Origin of the sequence: Specibacter sp. NPDC078692, assembly GCF_040686835.1 — a bacterium.
Taxonomy (GTDB): Bacteria; Actinomycetota; Actinomycetes; order Actinomycetales; family Micrococcaceae; genus Specibacter.
This window is the reverse complement of the sequence record NZ_JBFBLV010000022.1, coordinates 16,338-39,093: the sequence shown is the minus strand read 5'-3', so window position 1 is coordinate 39,093 and position 22,756 is coordinate 16,338. Positions and strand designations below refer to the sequence as shown.

Sequence of the window (22,756 nt, the reverse complement as noted above, 5' to 3'; positions counted from 1 at the left end):
GCCACCCTTGCGCACGCCCGCAACACCCTGTGGTCGAGTCGTCGCCACGAGCAAGTATCAACCATGCCACGACACAATCCAGCAGCTGTCATGAGGCCCGAATTTGTGCGAGTAAGCTCAGCTTTGTAATTCGTTGGCACCCAATGATGGGTGCCTGTTTTCCAACCATGATGGGGGCTCATTGTGTCAGACAAGCCAGTTCTACTTTTCCTGCACGGCGTAGGCGACGGAGACCCTGGAAGCCAATGGAAGACAGTCCTTGAGAAGTCTCTGACACGCTCCGGCTACCCAAACCTGGATGGCACTACAGTGATTGTTCCCCTGTACGCGCATGCGCTCAAAGGGTGCGACGAACCGAAACCACTGCCTGTCCGGACCATCAAAGCTCCCGGTCGTGACGCCGCCAAGCTGAACCGCAGGGACTTCGAACGCCGCCTTGCCTCCGTTGAACATCGGATTGGTAGGCAGGACCAGGAACATTTCATCAACGAGGCCCTGGCAAATCGAGCACAGACAGTGCACAACGTCTTTGCTGATGCCGTTGTGGCGCTACCCTTCTTTCAGTAGGCGGCAAACTACCTGAACAGCAATGAAATCCGTGCTCAGGTCCTCAATCGAATCCTTGCTAAGGTCCCAGAATCGGGCAAGATTGTCATGGTGGCCCACAGCCTGGGCTCAGTAATCGCCGCCGACTTATTGCTGCGACTGCCAGAGCACGTTGATGTTTCCGCCTTGGTCACCATTGGCAGCCCCTTGGCCAATGGGAGATTCAAGCTCGGTGACTTGCGTGATGTACTTATCGATCCACCAGTCCACCTGTCTTGGTGGGTGAACTTTAGGAATGCGTGGGATCCGGTGGCAACCAGACGTGGCCTGTCGTCTGCTTTTCCGTGGCTGTTAGACCACACGATCAATACCGGTCCCGGCTTACACCCCGTGGCCCCGCACTCTGCCGTTACTTACCTGGGGCATGGAACAGTCGCAGACACCATTGGTTATGCGCTCTTTGGTTCGAAGTTCAAGGGGCTGGTTCCGTTTGATAATGGTGTGGAGATCGCCCTCAATGATGTTGAGATCAAGACACTGCTCGGGTTGCGATACTGTCATCTGATCAAAAACGAGCTGAGCGGTGACACCCGACGCCGCTACCTTTCCGCTCTGCGGTCAGTTCAGGCACAGGCAGTGTCCGATCTCCGTGCTCATAACAAGTCCATCAATCGCCCCCTTCCGTCACAGCTAGCCCGACTCGATTTTGACTACACCGACGAGCATTCACTACTTCCTGAACCGACGTTTCACCAGAATGAAACGTCAAAAGAGGAAGCAGCGACACTTCTAACGGCCGTGGCCGCAACCAACGTCATCGCCCCCTTCGAGATCACCGTTTCCAAGGAAGTCGAGCAGGCGGCATTGGCGGAACTCGCCTCCGAGATGGGACTGAAACGACAGTTCGGTTCAGACGTCCTGGAGGCGGGAAAACGTGCCCAAGGCATTGTGCGGGACAGCCAGAATCTGCAATGGGTGAAGGTAGGGGCCTTAGTGGCAGGCACAGCCGCATTGGTTGTGGGTACGGGAGGGCTTGCCTTGGCAGCCGCTCCCGGACTTGCAGGCGCTGCCGTTATCACGAGCGCCCTGGCCAGCTTTGGTCCCGGCGGTATGATTGGCGGACTCATAACTGCTGGAGCCCTGGTGAGTGGCGGTGGGTTGCTGGTCGGCTCCGGAGGCGGAACCATGGTGGCTGGCCTTGCCGGGGATGAGACCAGCGTTGATCAGCTCGAAGGTTTCATTGCCCTGCAGTTGGCGGCTGTCATTTTGCGGCAGCAACACAAGATCGATAACGACCCTGCAGTCTGGCAGTTGCTAACCGAAATTGAAATCAAGGTTAGCCGAGAACATGAGCGCCTTGATGAAATCTCTGACAAGAAGGCGGCCTCTGTTGCGGCCCTTGCAAAGAAGCGCACGCTCGTGGGCCGGGCCCTCAAATACATGAGCGACAACGGTTTGGAACCCGGTGAGCCGGAGACAGCCGAACCGGAACCCAAGGCATTGGAAAAGCGCGCGGCGCGGTTCATCCCTCAGTTGCGGCGCGCCGAGTAGCTCTGCCCGCGGCAACTTTCGGCTGGGACTTGCCGTTCCGGCGTCGTCCATGAACTACGACGCCGGCCGGCCGCCGACGGGCGCTTAGAACAGCTCGGTAAGCTCCTCATCGAGGGCCGCACGGTCGAACTCCTTCGGGTCCAGTGCTTCCCCCTGCCCCATGCCCAGCCAGTCCCGGTATTCGGCGTGCTCCTGGTGGGCGGGATCGTTGACAGCCGTCACAACGTTCTGCCAGCCCCAAGTGCCTCCGGAGTCTTCGGCAGGGCCCATCCCCCGACCACCGGCACAGCGCACGGCCGGCCTCGGGGCGAAAGGCAGGATCTTCTCTAGGGTGATCCGGTGGCGCCAATTGTCGCCGAAGTCGTAGGTGTAGCTGATATGCTCCTTCTCCGCTTTCAACAACTGTCCCAAGGTCACGGCAGACTCATCGTGGGGCATGGGATCGCCGAAGTCATGCTCGGGGCCAACGGGTCCGTAGGTAATCCCGTTGTAGCCGCCCACGTTGAACTCGTGCAGATGGCAGTCAAACCATTCAAAGCTTGTCTGGATAATGCTGTGCATTTGCGCCAGAGTTAGATCCGAACGCAGCACCAGCCGGCGCCACACCGGCGGCTTCGTATCCTCGATGGCCACCTTCAGCTGCAAAAGCGGCACAGGATGGGTGGGCGCCAGGCCCAGGCCCGCATTTACGGAACCCGGAAGCCGTGGGCCCGCGCCACCACCGTCTCCGACCTGCCGACCCAGCGCCAGTAAAACCATGGTTGCCAGAGCTGGCTGCACCCGCACGGCGCCATCCAAGGTGACCACTCCCAACTCTTCCAGTTCCACCATGCGCCGGCGCAAGAGTCGGCCAGCAAATTCGTCCATTCCCAGACTCTCCAGCGTGTCCGGGTTCTCTAGCAGGACCACCGGAATGGTGGACCCGGCCAACGCCGCGGCGTACAGCAACCCGGCCTGGGCCTCCGCGGCTGGTGCAACCCACGGCGCCCACACCGGCTCCCCCATGACACTCACGGACAGGAAGTTAGCCATCAATCCGCGCAATGCCGCTAGGTGCGCCGGGTGCCCGTGGTTCAGGATTGCCTCGGCGTTCGGTGTGGGCCACACCTTGGTGGATCCAATGTCGATAAAACCACCACCCTCCAGCGCCGCCCAGATCTTGGACAGCAGGGGCAGCTCATGCATGGTCTTGACGATTAGGGGCGCACTAGGTTCCAGGCTCTCCGTGTTGAAACCTGGGATGTGCTGGCGTTTGGCGTTACGCGCGGCTCCCTTGGCCACCAGACCAACGGCCGCCGCGGCACCTTCAATCTCCGCCAGCTTCAGCGCACCGGTGGATGTAACCGGCTTACTCTCTCCGATCCATTGCAGCAAAGAGCTCAGATGCGCGGCCAGTTGGGTTCCAGAGAGCGCGGCAAGTTCCTCGTCCGCACTCGGGTGCTGCGGCAGTTCCAGCTCGCCGGGCGCGTCGGGCTCGTCGTCGTCGTCGTAAAACAGCGTGAACACCTGAGCCAAGTCTTCTTGGCTACCGGTCCAGCCCTTGGTTTCTTCGAGAAACTGCAGGTAGGTGCGGATGGCGACAAAGATGAATTCGGTGTCCTCTTCAGCCTCGGCGGAGCCAACTGCGGTCATGGCCTGGCCAAAGGCAAGCGGCTCAAAGCTGGTGACATCGGCCGCCGGCACCAGCTTGAAGTAGGCAGATGCCAGCACCCCCACAGCATCGATCAAGTCCTCTAGTGCACCCTCCGGCAGCCCGGGCATGTTGTTGCACCATGCGGCGAATGCCGGGGCCACCGCCTCCACGGCAAGAACCGCCCGCCGTTCGCTGACGGATGTGGTCGATGCGCGGGCCTTGCTGCCCTTGTTGTTCTTGGCCATCCCACAATGATGTCAGACCCTACGTGTAGCTTCTGTGTCATAGGAACGTTGCAAGATTCGAAAGAGGTTTGCTCATGTCCACGTTCAGTGATCCAAATGAAGACGTACCTGCCTTTCCGCCCACCCCAGCGCGCAGCGGGATGCCGAAGTGGTACCCCGACATGTTGGCATCCGTTTCCGAGACGGTGTCCACCGGCCGCGTCCGGGCCATCACCGCCGTCAATCAGGAACTCGTTGCCACGTACTGGGCTGTTGGGCGGGAAATCCTTACCAGGCAGAGTCAGGAAGGATGGGGAACCAAAGTCATCGACCGACTCTCAGCAGACCTGCGAGACAAGTTTCCAAATACCCGCGGTTTTTCTCCCCGAACTCTTAAGTACATGCGTTCTTTAGCCGAGGCATGGCCCGGCGAGGCAATTGTGCAGCAGCCTGCTGCACAATTGCCTTGGGGCCATCACATGGTGCTCTTGGACAAGCTCAGCGATCCCGAAACCCGCCTCTGGTACGCAGCTGCCGCCGTCGAACATGGTTGGTCCCGCAACGCGCTTGTCCACCAAATTGAGACGCGCCTGCACGAACGCTCGGGGCAGGCCATCAGCAACTTCAAGGCCGTTCTTCCCGCCGCTGATTCGGACCTTTTGCAGCAGACCATGAAGGACCCGTACATCTTCGACTTCGTGGCCATGACGGATCGGCACAATGAAGCGGAGCTGGAATCGCAGCTCGTCGACCACGTTGAGAAGTTCCTGCTAGAACTCGGCCAGGGCTTTGCATTCGTGGGCAGGCAGGTTCGGTTTGTAGTGGGCGGTGACGAATTCTTTGCGGATCTGCTCTTTTACAACTTCCGTCTGCGCAGCTTTGTGGTTGTTGAGCTCAAGAACAGCAAGTTCGACCCCGGGTACCTTGGTCAGCTCGGAATGTACATGTCTGCGGTGGACGATCTAATGGCCCACCCGGACGACAATCCAACCATTGGCTTGTTGCTCTGTAAGACCAAAAATAATGTGGTGGCCGAGTACGCCTTACGATGGTACAGCGCTCCGATCGGGGTGGCCGAGTGGAAGACACAGATCATGGACTCTCTGCCGGAGGAGTTCAAATCCAGTTTGCCGAGCATCGAACTGCTGGAAGCGGAGCTGGGCGAGGGGTGAACGAAAGCAATGTTGCAGCAGGCTGTTGCAACATTGCTTGGATCGGCGACGGTCCGGTCAGTCCGTGGTGTCGCCGACGGTGACGTTGAGGGTATGTGCCACGGGGGTACCGCGTTCCACGGTCCGTGAGACGGTGCAGTACTTCTCGTGCGAGAGCCGGGCCAGTCGCTCCACCATTCCGGCAGCCTTCTGGCCGCCCTCGGTGTCGGGGAAGTTGATATCGAAGGCGAGGTTCAGGTTGTCCATACGGGTGGCGCCGTCCTCGACCACCTTGTCACCGGCGGCAGTCACCGTGTAGCTGGTGGGCTCGGCGCTGCGGGCCGTGACGGTATCTACGTCGATGGACGAACAGCCAGCAATGGCGGCCAGCAGCAATTCGACAGGGCTGAACAGGCCTTCGCCATGTCCGAACTGCATCTCCGCTCCTGAGGCATTCCGGACTGTATATACAGCGGTGGAGGTGCGGGTCAGCTCAACGGAACGCAGGGTGGATTCTTCTTTTTGACTCATGCCTCAATCATGCCACCGGCGATGGCATGATTTTTGAACTGTTTCCGCTGATAACCCCGCATAGCGGTCACAACTGCGGCAACGCGAACCACGGCTGATAGCGTCATGACTAATCGACGATCATCATTTGCAGGAGAGCAGCATGACATTGGCAACCACCGGTTTTTCTGAAGCCGCTTGGGAAGGCTTGGCCCTGGATCAGTTGGGCGAGCTGGGCTGGAAGCCAACCCCCGGAGATAGGATCGCCCCAGGCACCGGCGAACGTGAGTCGTGGAGCGAACTGTTGATCCGGCGTCGTCTGCTTCTGGCCTTGCAAAAGTTCAACCCCACCGTGCCGGAGCAGTACCTGCGCCAAGCCGTCGCCGAGATTGCCACCCCCAAATCCAATGACGCGCTCACGGAGAATCACCGGATCCACAAGTACCTCGTGGAGGGGTACCGGCTCAGCTACATCGATACCGATGGCAGCGAAAAGAACCCGACCATTCGCCTCATCAGCAGCGCCACGGATGACAACGATTGGCTGGCCGTCAACCAGGTCACGCTCACCAGCCGCGAGCACTCCCGCCGATTCGACATGGTCCTGTACCTCAACGGCATGCCGGTCAGCGCCATCGAGCTAAAGAAGGCCGGCAGCGAATCCGCCGATGTTGCCGCCGCCCATGCCCAGCTGCAAACGTACCTGCGCGAATTCCCCATGGCGTTCCGCTTCAATCTCCTGAACCTCATTTCCGACGGCATCATCGCCAAATTCGGCACCGCCTTCACTCCCCTGAACCACTTCTCCCCCTGGAATGTGGATGACGACGGCGTTCCTGTACCGCCAGGTGCCATGCTCGACGGCGACCGCATCAGCGCGCTCGATACCGCCCTTTTTGGCCTCTACAACCAGGAACGGTTCCTGCAGCTGATCAACTCGTTCACGGCTTTTGACTCAGGCGCGGAAGGTTTGTCCAAACGCATCGCGAAACCTCACCAGTACTTTGCTGTCACCAAGGCCGTGGGCAGCACCATTGAGGCCGTGCGCTCCAACGGCGAATCCCGCGGCAAGGCCGGCGTCGTCTGGCACACGCAGGGTTCGGGTAAGTCCATGGAAATGGAGCTCTACACCAACCAGGTGATGCGTCGCCCCGAGCTGCGCAACCCCACAGTTGTTGTCATCACGGACCGGAACGAACTCGATGGGCAGCTCTTCGAAGGATTCTCTCGGAGTCTGCTTCTGCCCGAAACCCCGCAGCAAATCCGCCGCCGCTCCCAGCTGCGCGAGGAGCTGAGCAACCGGGTCACCGGCGGCATCTACTTCACCACGCTGCAAAAGTTTGGCCGCAGCAAGGGTGAAAAGGACGCCGGTTCCGATCACCCCCTGCTATCCGACCGCAAGAACATCATTGTCATTGTGGATGAGGCGCACCGGAGCCACTACGACGATCTGAATGGCTACGCCAGACACCTGCGCGATGCCCTGCCCAACGCCACCCTGATCGCCTTCACCGGCACCCCCATTTCCTTCGCGGACCGGGACACCCGCGAGGTATTCGGCGGGTACATCGATGTCTACGATCTGTCCCGTGCAGTGGACGACGGCGCCACGGTTCCGGTGTACTTTGAGCCCCGCCTGATCAAGGTGGGCTTTGCCGACGGCGTTTCAGAAGACACCCTGGATGATTCCGCCGACGAGGCTACCCTTGGCCTTGACGAAACGGAACGGGCCCGCATCGAGGCGAGCGTGGCCGTGGTCAACGCTGTCTATGGCGCCCCGGAACGCATCGCCGCGCTGGCCCAGGATTTGGTGAGCCACTGGGAGAACCGTCGCGGGCAGATGGCCAAGTTCATCGAGGCGCCCGGCAAAGCCATGATCGTGGGCGGGACCCGGGAGATCTGCGCAAAGCTGTACGCAGCCATCGTTGAGCTTCGTCCTGACTGGCACGCCGATGAGCTCGATCGCGGCAAGATCAAGGTGGTCTATTCCGGAACAGCCTCCGACGTGCCTCCGGTTTCCAACCATGTGCGCCGCGATTCGGAGAACGCCTCGATCAAGGAACGTCTGAAGAATGTAGATGACGAACTGGAGCTGGTGATTGTCAAGGACATGATGCTCACCGGGTTCGACGCGCCGCCGCTGCACACTCTGTATCTGGACCGGCCACTCAAGGGCGCGCTCCTCATGCAGACTCTGGCCCGCGTCAACCGAACCTTCCGCGGCAAACAGGATGGGCTCCTGGTGGCGTACGCTCCGCTGGCCGACAACCTGACCAGCGCCCTGGCCGAGTATTCGGATACCGACCGCGCTAAGAAGCCCGCCGGTAAGAACATTGACGAGGCCATCGGCATGGTCCACGAACTTGTGGCACAGTTGCGCCAAATCCTCGTCGGGCATGATTGGAAGGCCACGCTCATGAAGGGCGGGCCAAAAGCCTTCCTCAATGCCACATGGGGAGCGGTAGATTACTTGCGGAACCCCCTCACGCCGGGCAACGCCGTCGTGCCTTCCAGTTCTTCCGCTTCCGCGGACGACGCCGAACAGGAGACTTTGGCGAGCAGCTACCGGCGGGATTCGTCCCGGCTGGCGCGGGCTTGGGCCCTGTGTTCGGGGTCCGATTCGTTGGAGCCGTTGCGGCCCGAGGTTGCGGTCTATGAGGAAATTCGCGTGTGGATGGCCAAGTTGGACGCCGATGACCGGCAGTCCCGCGGCGAGCCCATCCCGGAGGAAATCCAGCGCATGTTGGGTCAGCTGATCGCCGAGGCAACGGCAACCGGCGAAGTTCTGGATATTTACGATGCTGCTGGCATGCCGAAACCGTCGCTGGGTGACTTGACGCCCGAGTTCATTGCCAAGGCGCAGAAGGCCCGGAATCCGCAGTTGGCCATTGAGGCGCTGCGGAAACTGATCTCGGATGAGTCGGCGAAGACCACCCGAACCAATGCCATCCGGGCCCGGGCTTTCTCGGAACGAATTGCCGAGCTGATGCGCAAATACACCAATCAGCAGCTTTCCTCGGCTGAGATCATTGCGGCATTGGTGGAACTGGCCCGTGAGGTGGCCGCCGAGGCAGACCGCGGGAAGACCTTTGACCCGCCGCTGGGATCTGATGAGTTGGCCTACTATGACGCCGTCGCGGAAAATGAATCCGCCGTCGACGTCATGGGCAAGGGTGTTCTGGCAGAGATCGCGCGCCAGCTGGTGCAGATCATGCGCCGCGACGTTCGCACGGATTGGACGGTGCGTGAAGACGTTCGAGCCAAGCTGCGCTCTTCCATCAAACGACTCCTGGTCCTGAACGGCTACCCGCCGGACAAGCAGCCCGCAGCGATCAAGTTGGTCATGGAGCAGATGGAATCCATGGCTCCGAGGTACGCGGAAGAACGGTCCGGGGCGTAAGGGCTTTGTGCGGAGCGAACCATTAACTCAGAGTCAGTAGTTCGCGCCACTAATCTCCCCAACTCCCAACTCCCAAAAAAGTTGGGAGTTGGGAGTTGGGAGCTGACTCTTGTAGACGAAGAGGACCACGCCGCAGGAATCCGGCAACAATGAATGTATTTCGTGACGGCATTCACGGACCCAACCAGGCACAGCTGCGCCATAAACAGAAGCCGGGCCCGCGCTGGAAGGCGCGGGCCCGGCGTCGTGCTTGAAGAAAATAAGGACTAGCGCTTGCCGTTGCCCTTATCGCGATCGCGACCCTTGTCCTTGCCGTCGCCCTTGTCTGAGCCCTTGGGGAACATCTGAACAACGGCGGGGCGGGGCGCACGCACCTCGCCGCGCTTCGGGGTGGCTCCCTCGGCAACGTAGTCGGGGAAGTACGAGGTGTGCGCCCCGTACGTCCCGTCCTCACCCGGGTGCTGCACGGCAACGTAGACCATGGACTCGTCGTCGTGAATGACCGGCCCGCAGGTCTCAGCATCGCGCGGCATGGAGGCGAACTGCTGCACGTTGCCGCGGTTGCGACCTTCCAGACCAACCTTGAACAGACCATCGTTGTAGCCAATGACCGACGGCGCGCCATCCGTTGAGATCCACAGGTTGCCCTGGGTATCAAACGCCAAGTTATCCGGGCAGGAGATGGGGCTGACCTGATCAACCGGGAAGCCGCTGAAGTAGGTGGTTGAGTTCTTGGCCGGATCACCACAGAGCATCAGCAGGTTCCAGTTGAACGTGGTGGCGGTGGAATCATTGCGGCGCTCGGTGATCTCCACAATGTGGCCATCACGGTTCTGGGTCCGCGGGTTCGCCTCGTCAGCAACAGCGTTGGCACCCACGCCACGGTTGGTGTTGTTGGTGCAGGCCACGTAGACCTTGCCCGTCTTCAGGTTGGGCTCGACGTCTTCGCAACGGTCCATCTTGGTGGCGCCGGCTTTGTCCGCGGCGAGGCGGGTGTAGACCAGAACTTCCTGAACGCTCATGCCGGCGATTGCACTCTTACCGTTGACCACCAGCGGCAGCCACGTGCCGGAACCATCAAAGGCACCATCTGCAGGGACCGCGCCGGAGCCGTCAATCTCTGCTGCAGAATCACCGGTGAACTGAGCGGCGTAGAGATCGCCCTCGCTCAACAAGGTCATGTTGTGCGCCCTGTTGTTCTTCTTGTACTTGTTCTTGGAGACGAACTTGTAGAGGTAATCGAAGCGCTCGTCATCGCCCGAGTACGCAACCACCTTGCCGTTGTCGGCGATGATGACGTTGGCGCCTTCGTGCTTGAATCGGCCCATGCTGGTGTGCTTCTTCGGGACCGAGTTGGGGTTCTCCGGATCGATCTCCACGATGTAACCGAAGCGGTTGGGCTCGTTACGGTAGTCGGCGTCCCGGGCGTCGAAGCGGGGATCATCCATTTCCCAGCCCATGCCGGTGGCTTTGTCGGCAAGTCCGTAGCGGCGGTCCCCATCGCTGGTTCCTTCGGTGCGGAAGAAGCCGTTGAAGTTTTCCTCACCGGAGAGGATGCTGCCCCAGGGAGTGGTTCCGCCAGCGCAGTTACCCAAGGTTCCGAGGACGAATCGGCCTTCCGGATCTGCGGCTGTCTTCACGAAATCAGTACCGGCGACCGGGCCCGTCAGCTCAAACTTGGTATCGAGAGTGATGCGGCGGTTCAGCTTGCCACCGCGGACGTAGTCCCATGGCTCACCCTTCTTATCGCGTTCCAACTCCACAACGCTCATGCCCACGGCGTTGCGGAAGATGTTGCGGCGCTCCTTCTCTTCGGCGGCGTTGGCGGGCGCGGCCGGAAACATGATCTGCGGGTTCACGTACTCGTGGTTGCACACAAGCAGACCCTTCTTGCCGTTGGGCTGGCGCAGGATGTCTAGGTAATCGTTGTTGTAACCGAACTGGCCAGCCTGAGCTTCTGCGCTCTGGTTAGCGAAGTCAAAGTCCTTTGACTTCTTGAACAGCGGATCGCCCCAACGGATGATGGGCTGCCAGCTGTAGCCGGTGGGAACGTTAAAAGCATCGACTTCGGCGTCGACCGGTTTGATCGGCGCGAAGGCGAGCTTGCCGTTTTTGTTGTTGCCAACACCGTTCTGGCCGTTGTTTCCGTTGCCGTTGTTTCCGTTTCCGTTGTTTCCGTGAGCCATGACAGCAGTGCTGAGCACGCCAGCCAAACCGATGCCCATGGCCGAACGGCGGGAAAACTCCGTCGAGACAATGTCGCGGAAGTAGTTGTTGGTGGAGGTATTGCAAACAGCCTTAGAACAAGCGTTGTCGCACTTGAGCTGGCAGGTGACGGCACTGCGCTTACCGCGCGTGTGGCCGAGCATGGGCAAGAGCTTCTTCAGATCGTTCATGGCGAACCTTCCTAACGTGAATGCGACCTTGTCACAGTGGCAGGGCTGTACGACGAGTTGGCAGGATTCTGCTGAACGGCAGATTAATAGGATGCAAACCATGAACTTCAGCCGGAGTGGAGTCCCCGATACCCCTTGCCTACTCCGACGCACCCTGCGAGCGCCAAAAAAACTCGACCACGCAACCATGGCCGGTGCCAGAGGGGACCTATGAACCAGCTCTCGGGCCCGGCCGCAACATTCCCGGCGCCTCACGTCAGCCCACTTTTGCTATGCGCCACACCTAGGCTGAGTTTGGCGCTGCCGCATCGGCAGCGCCAAACTGCCTCTCAGTACGGCGCATAAAAGACCGTCACTGGCTTCAGGCTGACATTGTGCTAAAGTCCATCAACTTTCCTTCGCGAGATAGGCGAATGCTGCAACAACGTGGGCCTGCGTGGCCACACCGAGGGTGGGGTCGATCGCAGGTGCGAAGAATGGTGAATGGTTCGCCGGAATGTCCTGCGCAACGGTCCCCTTTTCCGCTGCGGCACGGTAGATCTCCGGTGGCACCGACCCCACAGTCCAATAGGTATAGGGAATACCGAAGGCGTCCGGCAGCCTGCTGAAGTCCTCCGACGCCGTCGCTGGGGCAGTTTGGTACACCATCCCTGGTTCAAAATACTCGGTGAAGGCTGCCGTGACCTTCGCGTTCACCTGCGCATCATTGGTGGTCAGCGGGTACTGGTCGTAGTACTCAAAATCGGGTTCCTTGGGCGAACCTGAGGCGGCGCATTCACCGCGCACGATCCGCTCGATCGAGGCAATGACGCGCCCACGCAACTCGGTGTCATAGGTGCGGATGTTCAGCAGCAAGACGGCGCGATCGGCAATAATGTTAGATTTGGTGCCGGCATTAGAGGCTCCCACCGTGACCACGGCGAACTGGCCTGGCCTAGTCTCGCGCGAGACGATGGTCTGCAACTTCAACACAATGGAGGCCGCCAGCACCACGGGGTCCACGGAATTGTGCGGCATGGACCCGTGGGCGCCGCGCCCGTGAACAGTGATCTTGACGGAGTCCCCGGCGGAGAGGATGGGCCCGGCCGTGGTGCCAATCGTTCCAGCCTCAGTAGCCATCACATGTTGTGAAAGCGCGACGTCGGGCCGGGGCACCTTGGCGACAAGTCCGTCGTCGAGCATGGCACGGGCACCGGCGGCAGTCTCCTCCGCTGGCTGGAACAAGGCAATGTAGGTCCCGGACCAGGAGTCACGCCCGTCCGCCATCAGTTTGGCGGCACCGAGAAGTGCGGTGACGTGGACGTCGTGGCCGCAGGCGTGCATGACGCCCACGGTTGAACCGTCAGTGTCAGTACCGGTGGCCGTGGATGCATAGTCCAGCCCCGTGGCTTCGGTAACGGGCAGCGCGTCGATGTCGGCCCGTGCCAGCACACATGGCCCGGCCCCATTTTCCAAAACTCCGACAACTCCGGTGCCGCCGATCCGCTGGACCGCGAACCCGAAGCTAGTGAGCTTCTCCTCGATGGATGCGGCGGTGGCAAACTCCTGCGAGCTCAGTTCCGGGTGCTGGTGCAGGTTCTTGTAGAACTCGTGCTGCCAAACGAGTTCTTGATCCAATGTTGCGAGAACGGCTTTGACCTCTGACACGTGTCTACCTCACTGTTCGGCGGGACGTTCTAGTGCGCTTGAGCAACTGAGACAGCCCGCGATTGCCACGGTAACCCTAGCGGATGAGCGTGTCCAGATGTTGTCCAGAGAACACAGGGTGACTGTACCGCCCTACGCGCCAAGAACTGTTCACCTGGTTCAAGGGCACGTCGGGGCAACTCATACCTCAGAGTTAATAGTTGCCCCACTCCCACCACGTCAGACGTTTCACCGGACCTGCCACGTCCTAACCCCCTCCGCATATGCCAGACTCGCCCGGGCGGCTCGCCAACAGTGCTGGAGCAGTGGTGTTGGCGAGCCGGCCACTCCGCAAGTCGGTTGTCAAAGACGCGGACCAAAAGTCACACTTTTTGACGGCAGAGCAACAGCTAGTGAGCCTCCCAAATGCGGTATTCATCTGTGGTGCGAAGAAGCTGCCACTGAATGCTGAAGGCGGAAGGCCGACGAGAGCGGGCTTCCGGAATGGTGGGCGACGAATACGCAATTTTAGGCCCGGCGTATCAGCCTGGTTACGTCGGAGCCGCTGGAGTTACGTAAAGGCCCGGCACCCCGCACCCGTGCCTCACCGGCCAGCCATGTCGAAGGCAATGCCCCGTCGGGCTGCTCGCCGAATTCTGGATTTGATTGCTCGGATAACTCGTTGACTGAGTGTTTGGGCTTTATCGCTGACTGCATGCAGAAGGGCCGGTGACAGCAGCCACCGGCCCTTCCAGATACCCCGTAATGGGCGCATGATGTGAAACGTTATCGGTTCATCAACTCGTCAATTTCTGTTGCCGTAAGCGGCCGGGTTTGCCGGCCGTGCAGCAGCAACGCGAGTTTCGCGGAAACTTCCAGCTCCTCGGCGGAATCCACGGCGTGGACTAGGCTGGGGCCGGCCACGATGCTTCCATGGTTGCCCAGAATGATTGCTTTGGAATCCTTGGCCGCCGCGAAAATATCCGCCTCCATGGCAGGGTCGCCCGGTTTGTAGTATTGAACCATGGGGACGTTTTCGCCCAGGCGCATCACCAGGTACGGAGTGTGTGGTTTGAGCAACGGCTCATCGGACGGCGCCAAACAGCTCAGCGCGGTCACGTGCGTGGAGTGCAAATGAACGATGGCCCCGGCGTCAGCACGTGCTTGGTACATGGCACGGTGCATGACCACTTCCTTGGACGGTGTGTCGCCGGAAATGTGCTTCCATTCATGATCTAGGAACGAGAGTCGGTTGACATCCAACCGTCCCAATGACGAATTGGTGGGCGTCATGAGATATCCGCCATCAACCCGTACGCTGATATTGCCGGCGCTGCCCACTGAGTATCCGCGCTGGAAGAGGCTTGTCGCCAATTCCACCATTTCTTCTCTGGTCTCGAGGAAATTCACTTGGTGCCCTTTGCTTTGGAGTGAAGGTGACTGACGAAGTGGTACCGGGTCAGAGTATGGCGTCGGCAATCAGGATGGTAACTAGGGTTGTGGCCCACGCAACGGTGGTTGGTATGGACCACGTGAGAATTTGCCGTTTCACATCCGTGATGCCAAGCATTCTGTTCACGACCCAGAACAAACTGTCATTGAAGTAGCTGAACACCATGGCGCCCAAGCAGGCAGCCTGCGCGGCCAGAATCATGTTGACGTCGGGGATCTGGGCCAAAATGGGTGCCGAGAGGGACGCCGAGGTAATGATGGCAACTGTTCCACTGCCTTGCACCAATCGAACCATGCTGGCAATGAGGAAGGGGATCAAGATGCTCGGCAAAGGAAGGGTGGAGACCCACTGGCCAATTGCATCGCCCACGCCGCTGTCGCGAAGCACTGCTCCGAGTGCGCCACCGCCACCGGTGACGAGCAGGATGATGCCGGCGGATTCAACGCCCTTTTCCATTTCTGCCAGAACGGTGTTGCGGTCCATTTGGCGGGCCAGTCCGTAGATGGCAAAAATGACGCCGATGCCGACAGCAATAACGGGGTTTCCAACGAAGGAAGCAATTTGGACAACCATGTCAGGTATCACACCGTCGGTGGCCCCGGCTACTGCTGAAATGCCAGTGTTCAAGAAGATCAGAATAATGGGGCCAAGCACCGGAAGCAGCGATAGGAACAAAGAGGGCAGTTCCTTCAGCCGCTCGTCGGCCAGCTCGTTGAATTCCTGGAAGGCTTCCTTGGCGGTGGTCTTCTTTTCAACAACAGGAAGAATGGTGCCCGTGCCACCGGATGCGGCCGATACTCCGGCCGGTGCCATTGCCTCGATTCGCGGGCCCGCGAACCGAGCGTAGAGGGTGACGGTCACTAGGGCCGGCAACGTCAAGAGGATGCCGTAGAGGATCATGTCTCCGATGGAGACCCCGTAGATGCCGGCTGCGCCAAGCGGGCCGGGAGTCGGGGGGACTGCGTGGTGGGTCAGAACCATGCCCCCGCCCATGGCGATGCCCAACGTCAGTTTGGACCGACCTGTGCTTGTGGCGAGCGCCTTGACCAGGGGAGTCAAGATGACAAATGCGCTGTCAACGAAGATGGGGATGGAGATGATGTAGCCGGCAACAGACAGTGCCCATTCCTCGCGTCGTCGGCCTAGCCAGCGGATCATGGTGATGGCCAGTTTTTCTGCTGCTCCAGAGACCTCCAGGATGCGTCCCATCATCACACCGAATCCGACCACCAGTCCGATGGTTGCAAGAGTGGAGCCGAATCCCTTCGTGATTGAGGCAACCGCAACTTCAGGAGTCATACCGGCTGCCAGTGCGGCAATCGAAGCAGCAATGATCAGAGCGAGCAGTGCGTGCACTTTGGTCTTGAGCACAAGGAGAATAAGTACAGCAATGGCAACAATGAGCCCGACGATCGCGGCGGGACTGATTGATGCGACGGTTTCGACCGCAAAATTCATGGTGGCGTTCCTATAAGTGAGAAGGGGAGACTAGCCTGCGATAAAGTCGTCGCGGTACTGCTGTACAACTTGGTCAAAATCGGTGTCTGAAACAAAACCAAGGCTACGGGTGCGTTCCACGTCAAATGCGCCGGGCCAGGAACCGACAATGCTGTCAATCTTGGCATCGTAGTCAATACCCACAAGGTCCCGTGCCGATTGGCCAGCCACCCGGGTCAGGCTCTCCAGCATTTCTCCTGCAGTGACGCTCAATCCCGGGACGTTGAGGACACGCCAGCCGCCGATATTTTCGCCGTCAATCTCGAATGCGTGGACCAGGTTGGTGACCGCGGCGTTGGGGGAGGAAAGCCACAATTTCGTGTCGACTGGCACTGGGCACACTGACTTCATGCCATTCATGGGTTCGCGAATGATGGAGCTGGCGAATGATGACGCGGCACTGTTGGGCTTGCCGGGGCGCACGGAAATAGTTGGGAGCCGGCAGATGCGGCCGTCAATGAAGCCCTTGCGAGTGTACTCATTAACCAGCAACTCGCCGATGGACTTGACCATCCCATACGTCGATTCCGGCTGTGTGGCCATGTTCTCCGGCACGCTGTCCGGCATTTCGCCGCCGAAGACGGCCAACGAGCTCGTGAAGACGAAGCGCGGTGTGTTGCGGATGCCCCTTGCAGCCTCCAGGAGCGCACGGGTGCCATCAACATTGACGTTCATCGCTAGGTCGAAGTCGTCCTCCGAGCCACCGCTGAGCACTGCGGCGAGATGGAATATCCCCACCGTGTCTTCGGTGACGATTTCATGGAGCAGTTCGGCGTCACCAATGCTGCCCTTGACGGAGGCAACACGGGAATCCGCCACGGGGCACTCGGCCAGGTCCAAGGAGACAACCTGATCGAATTCCACGGCACCCGTTCCGGCGTCCTTGCCGTCAAGAAGAGCCTGAATGACGCGGCTTCCGAGGAAACCACCACCGCCGGTAACTATAATTTTCATCGTTGAAACTTTCTCTAGTGGGAGGAATCATGGCAGCGATCGACCAAGGTGAGGGAAATTCCCAGTTCCTTGATGTTCTCCACCGCCGAGCGGGCAAGGCCGGTATCTGTAATAATTTCGTCAATATCGGTGAGCTTCACTGCCTGCAAGTTGGCGACACGGCCGTATTTGCTGCTATCACTGACCAAGATGGTTCGTGCGGCAGAGTTCTTGATGGCCAACTTCACTGCCAGTTTGGCGTCGGTGGGGACGGAGGTGCCGCGCAAGTCAAAAGAGGACGTGGAAGTAAACGCCACATCAACACTGAACTGGGCGATCATCCGGGCAGTCATCGAGCCGTCTGAGGAAAAGTTGGCACGGTCGACTGCGCCGCCAGCAAAGTACAGCTCATTGACCGAACGTTCCGACAGGCTCAGAGCGATGGATAGGTCATTGGTGACGAACACTAGGTTTGGTATCGACGCCAGACGATGTGCGATGGCCAATGTGGTCGTCCCAGCATCCAAGAACACCACATTGCCTGGCCGGACCCGTTCCATGGCGGCCCCGGCTATGGCCGTCTTTTCCGCTTGCTGCAAACCCTCCTTGACGGTGTGGGATTGATCCAAAGCAAGGCGCTCCGGCCTGCTGACGCCACCAAGGACCGAGACGACGCGACCCATTTCCTCGAGTCGATGGATGTCGCGGCGCACCGTCATGTGGGAGACGCCCAAGGAATCCACCAAGTTGTTGATGCTGACGCTGTCGTTCTCTTCCAGCATCTGCAGAATGGCGCGCTGCCGTTCGAGGGGTATCACTTGGTCCCGCCTTGGTAGGATGCGAGCCAGCCAAGCCCCGCAACGGTTCCAGCTGCCGGGTGATATTCGCAACCAACCCAACCGTCATAACCGGCGGCATCCAGTGCTTCCAGCACATACAAATAGTTCAGCTCACCGGCATCGGGCTCATGCCGTTCTGGCACCGAAGCAATCTGGACATGTCCGATGTAGTCGATGGTTTCGCGCATGAGCATCGTGACATCGCCCGATGTGATTTGGGCGTGGTAATAGTCAAACTGCAATCGCGCGTTCGGGCGGTCAATTCGTTTTAACAGGTCAATAGCCTGGGTGACACTGCCCAAAAAGTAGCCGGGCATGTCGCGTGCATTGATTGGTTCAATCAGCACCTCGATACCGAGTGCCGCTGCCTGGTCCGCGGCATGCTGCAGGTTATCCACGTAAAGATCCTGCGTATCAGAGGTGTTCTCGGTGATACCTGCCATGATGTGGACTTTGGGGCAACCCAAAATTTGGGCGTAGTCCAACGCTTGGACGATCGAATCCCGGAATTCCTGCTCGCGCCCGGCGAGTGAGGCAAGACCGCGTTCACCGTTGGTCCAATCACCTGCGTGGGCGTTGAAAAGGGCCTGTGCCAGTCCGTTGGCGTTTAGCCGTGTGGCGATTTCAGTTTTGCCGTAGTCGTAGGGAAACAGGTACTCAACTGCTTGGAATCCTGCCTCAGAGGCGGCTTTGAAGCGCTCGAGGAAGGGCAGTTCCGTAAACATCATGGACAGGTTTGCTGCAAATTGGGGCATATTTATTTCCCGTTCCTACTGTGCCTGGCTAAAGAAATCTACGGTTCCAAAGTTTCCGGACTTCAGGGCCAGATCGATTTGTCCGTCCAAAGACCGAACCCAGGGGACACCTGGGGCGATTGGATTCCCGACTTCGAACCCTGTGATGCCCAGTGCGGTCGTAACGGATCCCGATGTTTCGCCTCCTGCCACGATCATGCGCTGAACCCCGGTGGCCACGAGTTCTCTAGCGATGCGCCCAAAAAAATCTTCAATCGCCTTGCTTGATTCAGCAGCTCCATATGTTTGCTGGAGGCGTTGAACTTCTGTGGGACCGGCGGTGGCAAAGATCAATGGTGCCGTAGCCCCGGCGGGCTGTGCGGTGAACCAGGCCAGCACTTCCTCGTCGTATCCGTCCGGGGATGTCATGAGCCGGTCAACGTCGACGGCAAGAAATGGGGCCTTGGTCTTGTAGTCCGCCACCTGGTCGTTGGTCATGACCGAGCAGGAACCGGAAAGGATTACGGCCGGACCGGTTTTGAGTGCGAATCCAGAGTGTTCGCCCTTGACGTCATGGGGGAAGGAGTGGGCGATGGCGCCGCCAAGCCCGGAACCCCCCGTCACGAGCCGCAGCTTGCTAACGGCTGCCCCCAAGATATTCAGGTGCCGATCGTTGAGGGCATCGAGTACTGCGTAGCGTTTGCCCGCGGCCTTGAGCTCAGACAGGGATTCAGCCACGGCTGCAACGCCGCGTTCCACAACACCTACGGGAACCAGCCCTGTTGAGCCTTGCGCCTGGCCGTCCATGAGTCGGATGAGGCTTGCATCGGTCATGGGCGTGACCGGGTGGTTGCGCATGCCGGATTCATTGAGAGGGACACCGTTGACGAACAGCAGGCCCTGGTAGATGGTGCGACCGTTGACCGGCAGTGCCGGGCAAATCACGGTAAAGTCCTCGTTCAATGCCTCAAGCAGTGCATCGGTCACCGGGCCAATGTTTCCCTTGGCGGTGCTGTCGAACGTCGAGCAGTATTTGAAGAATACTTGACGGGCACCTGCGGACTGGAGCAGATCCAAAGCCTGAAGAGATTGATCCACGGCTTCTTGGACCGGATTTGAACGGCTCTTGAGACTGACCACAATGGCCTGGACGTCCTCGTCGAGAGAGCCAATCTTCTGAGCGCCGGACAACTGGACCGTCTTTAGGCCATTGGCCACTAGGAAACTGGCAATGTCAGTTCCACCAGTGAAGTCATCGGCGATTACACCAAGCTGAACAACCATGCTCACTCCCTCTATCTACCGCGACATAACCACCGCGTTACAACGTTTAACACAAATTACCACATAGTCACATTCGCTAGCAAGCGGATCATGGCACAGAATACCCTGAAATATAAGGGTTTTATAAAGTTAATCCGCCAACAAGTGTGGTCTGAGTCGCATGGACGAACGGAAACATTAAGTATATTCACAATATTTCCCACTATTGTCTTGGCCCTCACAATCCCGATGGAGGCCCGTGAGGCATACGAGGTTGGCCGTCGAGCCCCCAGGGATTCTTGTCCTAAATACTCTTGAAGAAGGCTGCAGCAAGGTCATCGAAGGCCATGTGATCGCAATCAAAGACGGAAAGGCCCATCGTTGGCGGGCCAGCCCGGAACTTTCCAAAACACTCGAAATCTAGCCCAACTCCCAACTCCCAAAAAATATGGGAGTCCGTTGGGAGTTGAGCGCTATATCAGTCGGTATTCAGGCCAGCGGAGGTTCAGGCCTCTGGACATGGTGAGGATGCGGCTTTCGTAGTTTGTTGAATTGCCGCGGTTCTTACTACGGCTGGGGCTGTTAATTCCACGCCTTTTGTGAGATAATAAGGGTGTGATGATTTTCTGCGTGGGTGGGTGAAACAATGGTTTCAATGACTACCCAAACCGACCTTCCCGTACTGCCGGATCTCGGCGCTGTGCTCATGGGCGAGCGTGCGGCTCTGTTGGAAAACGCCACTGGTGGCAAGGTTTTCATCAATGGGCAGTTGGCTTATGTGTGGGGTGCGGGCCAGGACGGTCTGCGCCGACTGGCGGCCTCCCAACTGGTCGATACCGGTGCCGCCCAGGTCAATGAAGTAGCCGCGGCTTTCGGCGTCAACACGGAGTCGTTGCGGCGCTGGCGCAAGTCTCTCGAAAGCACTGGCCTGATGGGCCTGGCACCGGTAAAGAAGGGCCCCAAACGCCCATCCCTGCTCACGGAAGCCAAGGCAGCGCAGATTCGTGCTGTTCGTACCGGTGGTGCGAGCCTGCGGGCCACTGCCGAAGCGACCGGGGTTTCCACCGATACGGTCCGTCGCGCCATGGCCGCCATGGCAGAAACCCCGACAACTGAATCTACCCACGATTCTGTAGCACCCCTTGAAGCAGCGGAACAGCCTGTGCTGCCGGCCCCGGTGGCCCGCAATGGGGAGCGGGCAGCGGCACGGGCCGGGCTCCTTGAATGCGCGGCACCGGCGTTCACCCCGGCCGCCCGTGTTCGCCATGCCGGACTGTTCCTGGCGTTCCCGGCACTGGAATCCACCGGCCTCCTTGCCTGCGCCAAAGCCGTGTATTCGGCGTTGCCGAATGGTTTCTACGGGCTCGAAACGATCCTGATCGATAGCGTACTGCGGGCGTTGGCTGGGGAAGCCCGTGCCGAGGGCGCCACCCGCTTTGACCCGGTGGAGCTCGGACGGGTGTTGGGGTTGGATCGGGCCCCGGAAGTAAAAACCATCCGCCGCAGGATTAGCCAACTCGCCGAGGCCAGCAAGGCCGGGGAACTGATTGCCGCCCTGGCTAAACACCACTTGGCCGGCACCGGTCCTGGTGGTGAGGATCTGGCTGCGATCCTTTATGTTGACGGGCATGTGCGCGCCTACCAAGGTACGAAGAAGATCGGGAAACTCTACTCCACGAGGTTGAAGTTCCCGGTCCCGGCGACCGAGGAAACCTGGGTCACCGACGCCAATGGATCCCCAGTCTTCGTTGTCATGGCCTCACCGGGTGCGTCCCTAGCCGCCGAGCTCCGCGACCTGCTGCCCGAACTGCGCACAGCTGTCGGGGACGAACGGCGCGTGTTGGTCGGCTTCGACCGCGGTGGCTGGTCACCAGCGTTGTTCAAGCACATGGATGCGGCTGGTTTTGATGTGCTGACCTGGCGCAAAGGCGCTACCAAAGACATCACGGAAGATCTCTTCAAAGAGGTCTCCCACACCGACGAACACGGTGAAGAGAAGACCTGGTCGGTCGCTGACACGGTCGTTGACCTGCCTCTGGCAACGACGAAGAAGACCGGTGAAGTTTTCAGTATCCGGCAGATCAGCCGGATCGTGGGCACCACCGGTGGTGGCACGAGGCAAATCCACATCCTCACCACCGATCGTGACCTTCCCGCAGGGGAGGTCGTGTATCGGATGGGCAATAGGTGGCGTCAGGAGAATCAGTTCCGCTACGCCCGCATGCACTTCGAGCTCGACTCCCACGATTCCTACGCCAGCACCGATGACGATCAGGATCGGATGGTGCCGAACCCTGCCAAGGCCAAGGCGTCCCAAAAAGTCGTGGCCGCCCGGAACGCCCATGCTGAGGCCGCCGCGATCGCCGACATCAACTTGATGGCATTGAAAACTCCGGCAGAAGGCAGCAATGAACTAACCATCACGGTCACCAGCGCCATGCACAACCAAGCCATGGCACCGCTCTGGGAAGCAGAGAACGCGCTGATCGCAGCGGAGAAGGCCCACAAGAAGATCCCGGCGAAGCTCCGCCTCGGGGACCTGAACCCGTGCCAGCAGGTCTTGGATACCGAGGTGAAGCTGATCCATACCGGCATCCGGATGGCCGCCTACAACACCGCGATGACGATCGCGAGGGAGATCCGCACCAACACCGGATACAAACGCGCCAACCAGGAAGCCCATGCCCTCTTGCGCCAGATCTTCAACCAGACCGGAGACATCGACACCGCCCAGCCCGGACACCTGACCATCACCTTGGACCCGCTACCCACCAAGGCCAAAACCGTGGCCGCCGCCCAACTCTGCGAGCACCTAAACAGCACTGAAACTCGATACCCCGGCACCGAGCTCATCCTGCACTACAAAATCAAGAACAACACCTAACACCCCACAGCAATTACCTCACCATGACCGGAGCCCTGAGGTTACCGACAATGACCGTTTGTCGGCCCCTCCGTCTAGGATTGCTAATGAAGCAATTGCAGCGTTTGGGAGCCCCT

15 protein-coding genes are annotated in these 22,756 nt (G+C 59.5%); 5 read left to right on the top strand and 10 right to left on the bottom strand.

The window, feature by feature from the left end:
• Positions 1 to 183 precede the first annotated feature (183 nt).
• Together AB0O97_RS14495 and AB0O97_RS14490 are read left to right on the top strand one after the other, a co-directional pair.
• Positions 184 to 567, top strand: coding sequence for a hypothetical protein (locus AB0O97_RS14495; protein ID WP_363883631.1), 384 nt, complete (start codon positions 184 to 186; stop codon positions 565 to 567).
• A gap of 87 nt (positions 568 to 654) precedes the next feature.
• Positions 655 to 2,097 carry a hypothetical protein gene (locus AB0O97_RS14490; RefSeq protein WP_363883630.1) on the top strand — a complete coding sequence of 481 codons (1,443 nt, stop codon included), beginning with the start codon at positions 655 to 657 and terminating at the stop codon, positions 2,095 to 2,097.
• An 84-nt stretch (positions 2,098 to 2,181) separates the two neighbouring features.
• Here AB0O97_RS14490 and AB0O97_RS14485 read toward each other — a convergent pair whose 3' ends face one another.
• Positions 2,182 to 3,975, bottom strand: coding sequence for a plasmid pRiA4b ORF-3 family protein (locus tag AB0O97_RS14485; protein WP_363883628.1), 1,794 nt, complete (start codon positions 3,973 to 3,975; stop codon positions 2,182 to 2,184).
• Between the two features lie 74 nt (positions 3,976 to 4,049).
• Between AB0O97_RS14485 and AB0O97_RS14480 the strand changes: the two genes are divergently transcribed.
• Entirely contained in the window at positions 4,050 to 5,126 is a 1,077-nt protein-coding gene (locus tag AB0O97_RS14480; protein ID WP_363883626.1) for a PDDEXK nuclease domain-containing protein, read from the top strand.
• A gap of 57 nt (positions 5,127 to 5,183) precedes the next feature.
• Here AB0O97_RS14480 and AB0O97_RS14475 read toward each other — a convergent pair whose 3' ends face one another.
• Positions 5,184 to 5,636: an OsmC family protein gene (locus tag AB0O97_RS14475; protein ID WP_363883624.1), complete on the bottom strand. Its 453-nt coding sequence runs from the start codon at positions 5,634 to 5,636 to the stop codon at positions 5,184 to 5,186.
• 142 nt (positions 5,637 to 5,778) lie between these two features.
• Here AB0O97_RS14475 and AB0O97_RS14470 point away from each other — a divergent pair, with 142 nt between their 5' ends.
• Positions 5,779 to 9,015 (top strand): type I restriction endonuclease subunit R, encoded by a 3,237-nt coding sequence (locus tag AB0O97_RS14470; protein ID WP_363883622.1) that lies wholly within the window; start codon positions 5,779 to 5,781, stop codon positions 9,013 to 9,015.
• Between the two features lie 266 nt (positions 9,016 to 9,281).
• Here the strand turns inward: AB0O97_RS14470 and AB0O97_RS14465 are convergent, their stop codons facing one another.
• The 8 genes from AB0O97_RS14465 to otnK form a co-directional block, all read right to left on the bottom strand.
• Positions 9,282 to 11,411 (bottom strand): PhoX family phosphatase, encoded by a 2,130-nt coding sequence (locus AB0O97_RS14465; RefSeq protein ID WP_363883620.1) that lies wholly within the window; start codon positions 11,409 to 11,411, stop codon positions 9,282 to 9,284.
• A gap of 387 nt (positions 11,412 to 11,798) precedes the next feature.
• Positions 11,799 to 13,058 (bottom strand): amidohydrolase, encoded by a 1,260-nt coding sequence (locus AB0O97_RS14460; protein WP_363883618.1) that lies wholly within the window; start codon positions 13,056 to 13,058, stop codon positions 11,799 to 11,801.
• A gap of 765 nt (positions 13,059 to 13,823) precedes the next feature.
• A complete protein-coding gene (locus AB0O97_RS14455) occupies positions 13,824 to 14,447 on the bottom strand; it encodes an aldolase (protein ID WP_363883616.1) in 624 nt (207 codons plus the stop codon).
• Between the two features lie 49 nt (positions 14,448 to 14,496).
• Positions 14,497 to 15,948 (bottom strand): gluconate:H+ symporter, encoded by a 1,452-nt coding sequence (locus tag AB0O97_RS14450; RefSeq protein ID WP_363883614.1) that lies wholly within the window; start codon positions 15,946 to 15,948, stop codon positions 14,497 to 14,499.
• Positions 15,949 to 15,978: 30 nt separating this feature from the next.
• The gene (gene denD, locus AB0O97_RS14445; RefSeq protein WP_363883613.1) at positions 15,979 to 16,941 is read right to left on the bottom strand and encodes a D-erythronate dehydrogenase; all 963 of its coding nucleotides are present in this window, start codon (positions 16,939 to 16,941) and stop codon (positions 15,979 to 15,981) included.
• A 14-nt stretch (positions 16,942 to 16,955) separates the two neighbouring features.
• Positions 16,956 to 17,738 (bottom strand): DeoR/GlpR family DNA-binding transcription regulator, encoded by a 783-nt coding sequence (locus tag AB0O97_RS14440; RefSeq protein ID WP_363883611.1) that lies wholly within the window; start codon positions 17,736 to 17,738, stop codon positions 16,956 to 16,958.
• On the bottom strand, positions 17,735 to 18,514 hold the full coding sequence (otnI, locus tag AB0O97_RS14435) for a 2-oxo-tetronate isomerase (protein WP_363883609.1): 780 nt from the start codon (positions 18,512 to 18,514) through the stop codon (positions 17,735 to 17,737). The genes AB0O97_RS14440 and otnI overlap by 4 nt, the downstream gene beginning before the upstream one ends.
• A gap of 15 nt (positions 18,515 to 18,529) precedes the next feature.
• Positions 18,530 to 19,777: a 3-oxo-tetronate kinase gene (gene otnK, locus AB0O97_RS14430; RefSeq protein WP_363883607.1), complete on the bottom strand. Its 1,248-nt coding sequence runs from the start codon at positions 19,775 to 19,777 to the stop codon at positions 18,530 to 18,532.
• Between the two features lie 634 nt (positions 19,778 to 20,411).
• Between otnK and AB0O97_RS14425 the strand changes: the two genes are divergently transcribed.
• Positions 20,412 to 22,640 (top strand): putative transposase, encoded by a 2,229-nt coding sequence (locus tag AB0O97_RS14425; protein WP_363883605.1) that lies wholly within the window; start codon positions 20,412 to 20,414, stop codon positions 22,638 to 22,640.
• The last annotated feature ends 116 nt before the right edge of the window (positions 22,641 to 22,756 follow it).

Excerpts from the sequence above, each read along its gene's own strand:
- AB0O97_RS14490 (WP_363883630.1), top strand. The coding sequence starts at position 655 with ATGGTGGCCCACAGCCTGGGCTCAGTAATCGCCGCCGACTTATTGCTG.
- AB0O97_RS14465 (WP_363883620.1), bottom strand. The coding sequence starts at position 11,411 with ATGAACGATCTGAAGAAGCTCTTGCCCATGCTCGGCCACACGCGCGGT.
- denD (WP_363883613.1), bottom strand. The coding sequence starts at position 16,941 with ATGAAAATTATAGTTACCGGCGGTGGTGGTTTCCTCGGAAGCCGCGTC.
- AB0O97_RS14450 (WP_363883614.1), bottom strand. The coding sequence starts at position 15,948 with ATGAATTTTGCGGTCGAAACCGTCGCATCAATCAGTCCCGCCGCGATC.
- AB0O97_RS14475 (WP_363883624.1), bottom strand. The coding sequence starts at position 5,636 with ATGAGTCAAAAAGAAGAATCCACCCTGCGTTCCGTTGAGCTGACCCGC.
- AB0O97_RS14485 (WP_363883628.1), bottom strand. The coding sequence starts at position 3,975 with ATGGCCAAGAACAACAAGGGCAGCAAGGCCCGCGCATCGACCACATCC.
- AB0O97_RS14470 (WP_363883622.1), top strand. The coding sequence starts at position 5,779 with ATGACATTGGCAACCACCGGTTTTTCTGAAGCCGCTTGGGAAGGCTTG.
- AB0O97_RS14480 (WP_363883626.1), top strand. The coding sequence starts at position 4,050 with ATGTCCACGTTCAGTGATCCAAATGAAGACGTACCTGCCTTTCCGCCC.
- otnI (WP_363883609.1), bottom strand. The coding sequence starts at position 18,514 with ATGCCCCAATTTGCAGCAAACCTGTCCATGATGTTTACGGAACTGCCC.
- AB0O97_RS14425 (WP_363883605.1), top strand. The coding sequence starts at position 20,412 with ATGACTACCCAAACCGACCTTCCCGTACTGCCGGATCTCGGCGCTGTG.
- otnK (WP_363883607.1), bottom strand. The coding sequence starts at position 19,777 with ATGGTTGTTCAGCTTGGTGTAATCGCCGATGACTTCACTGGTGGAACT.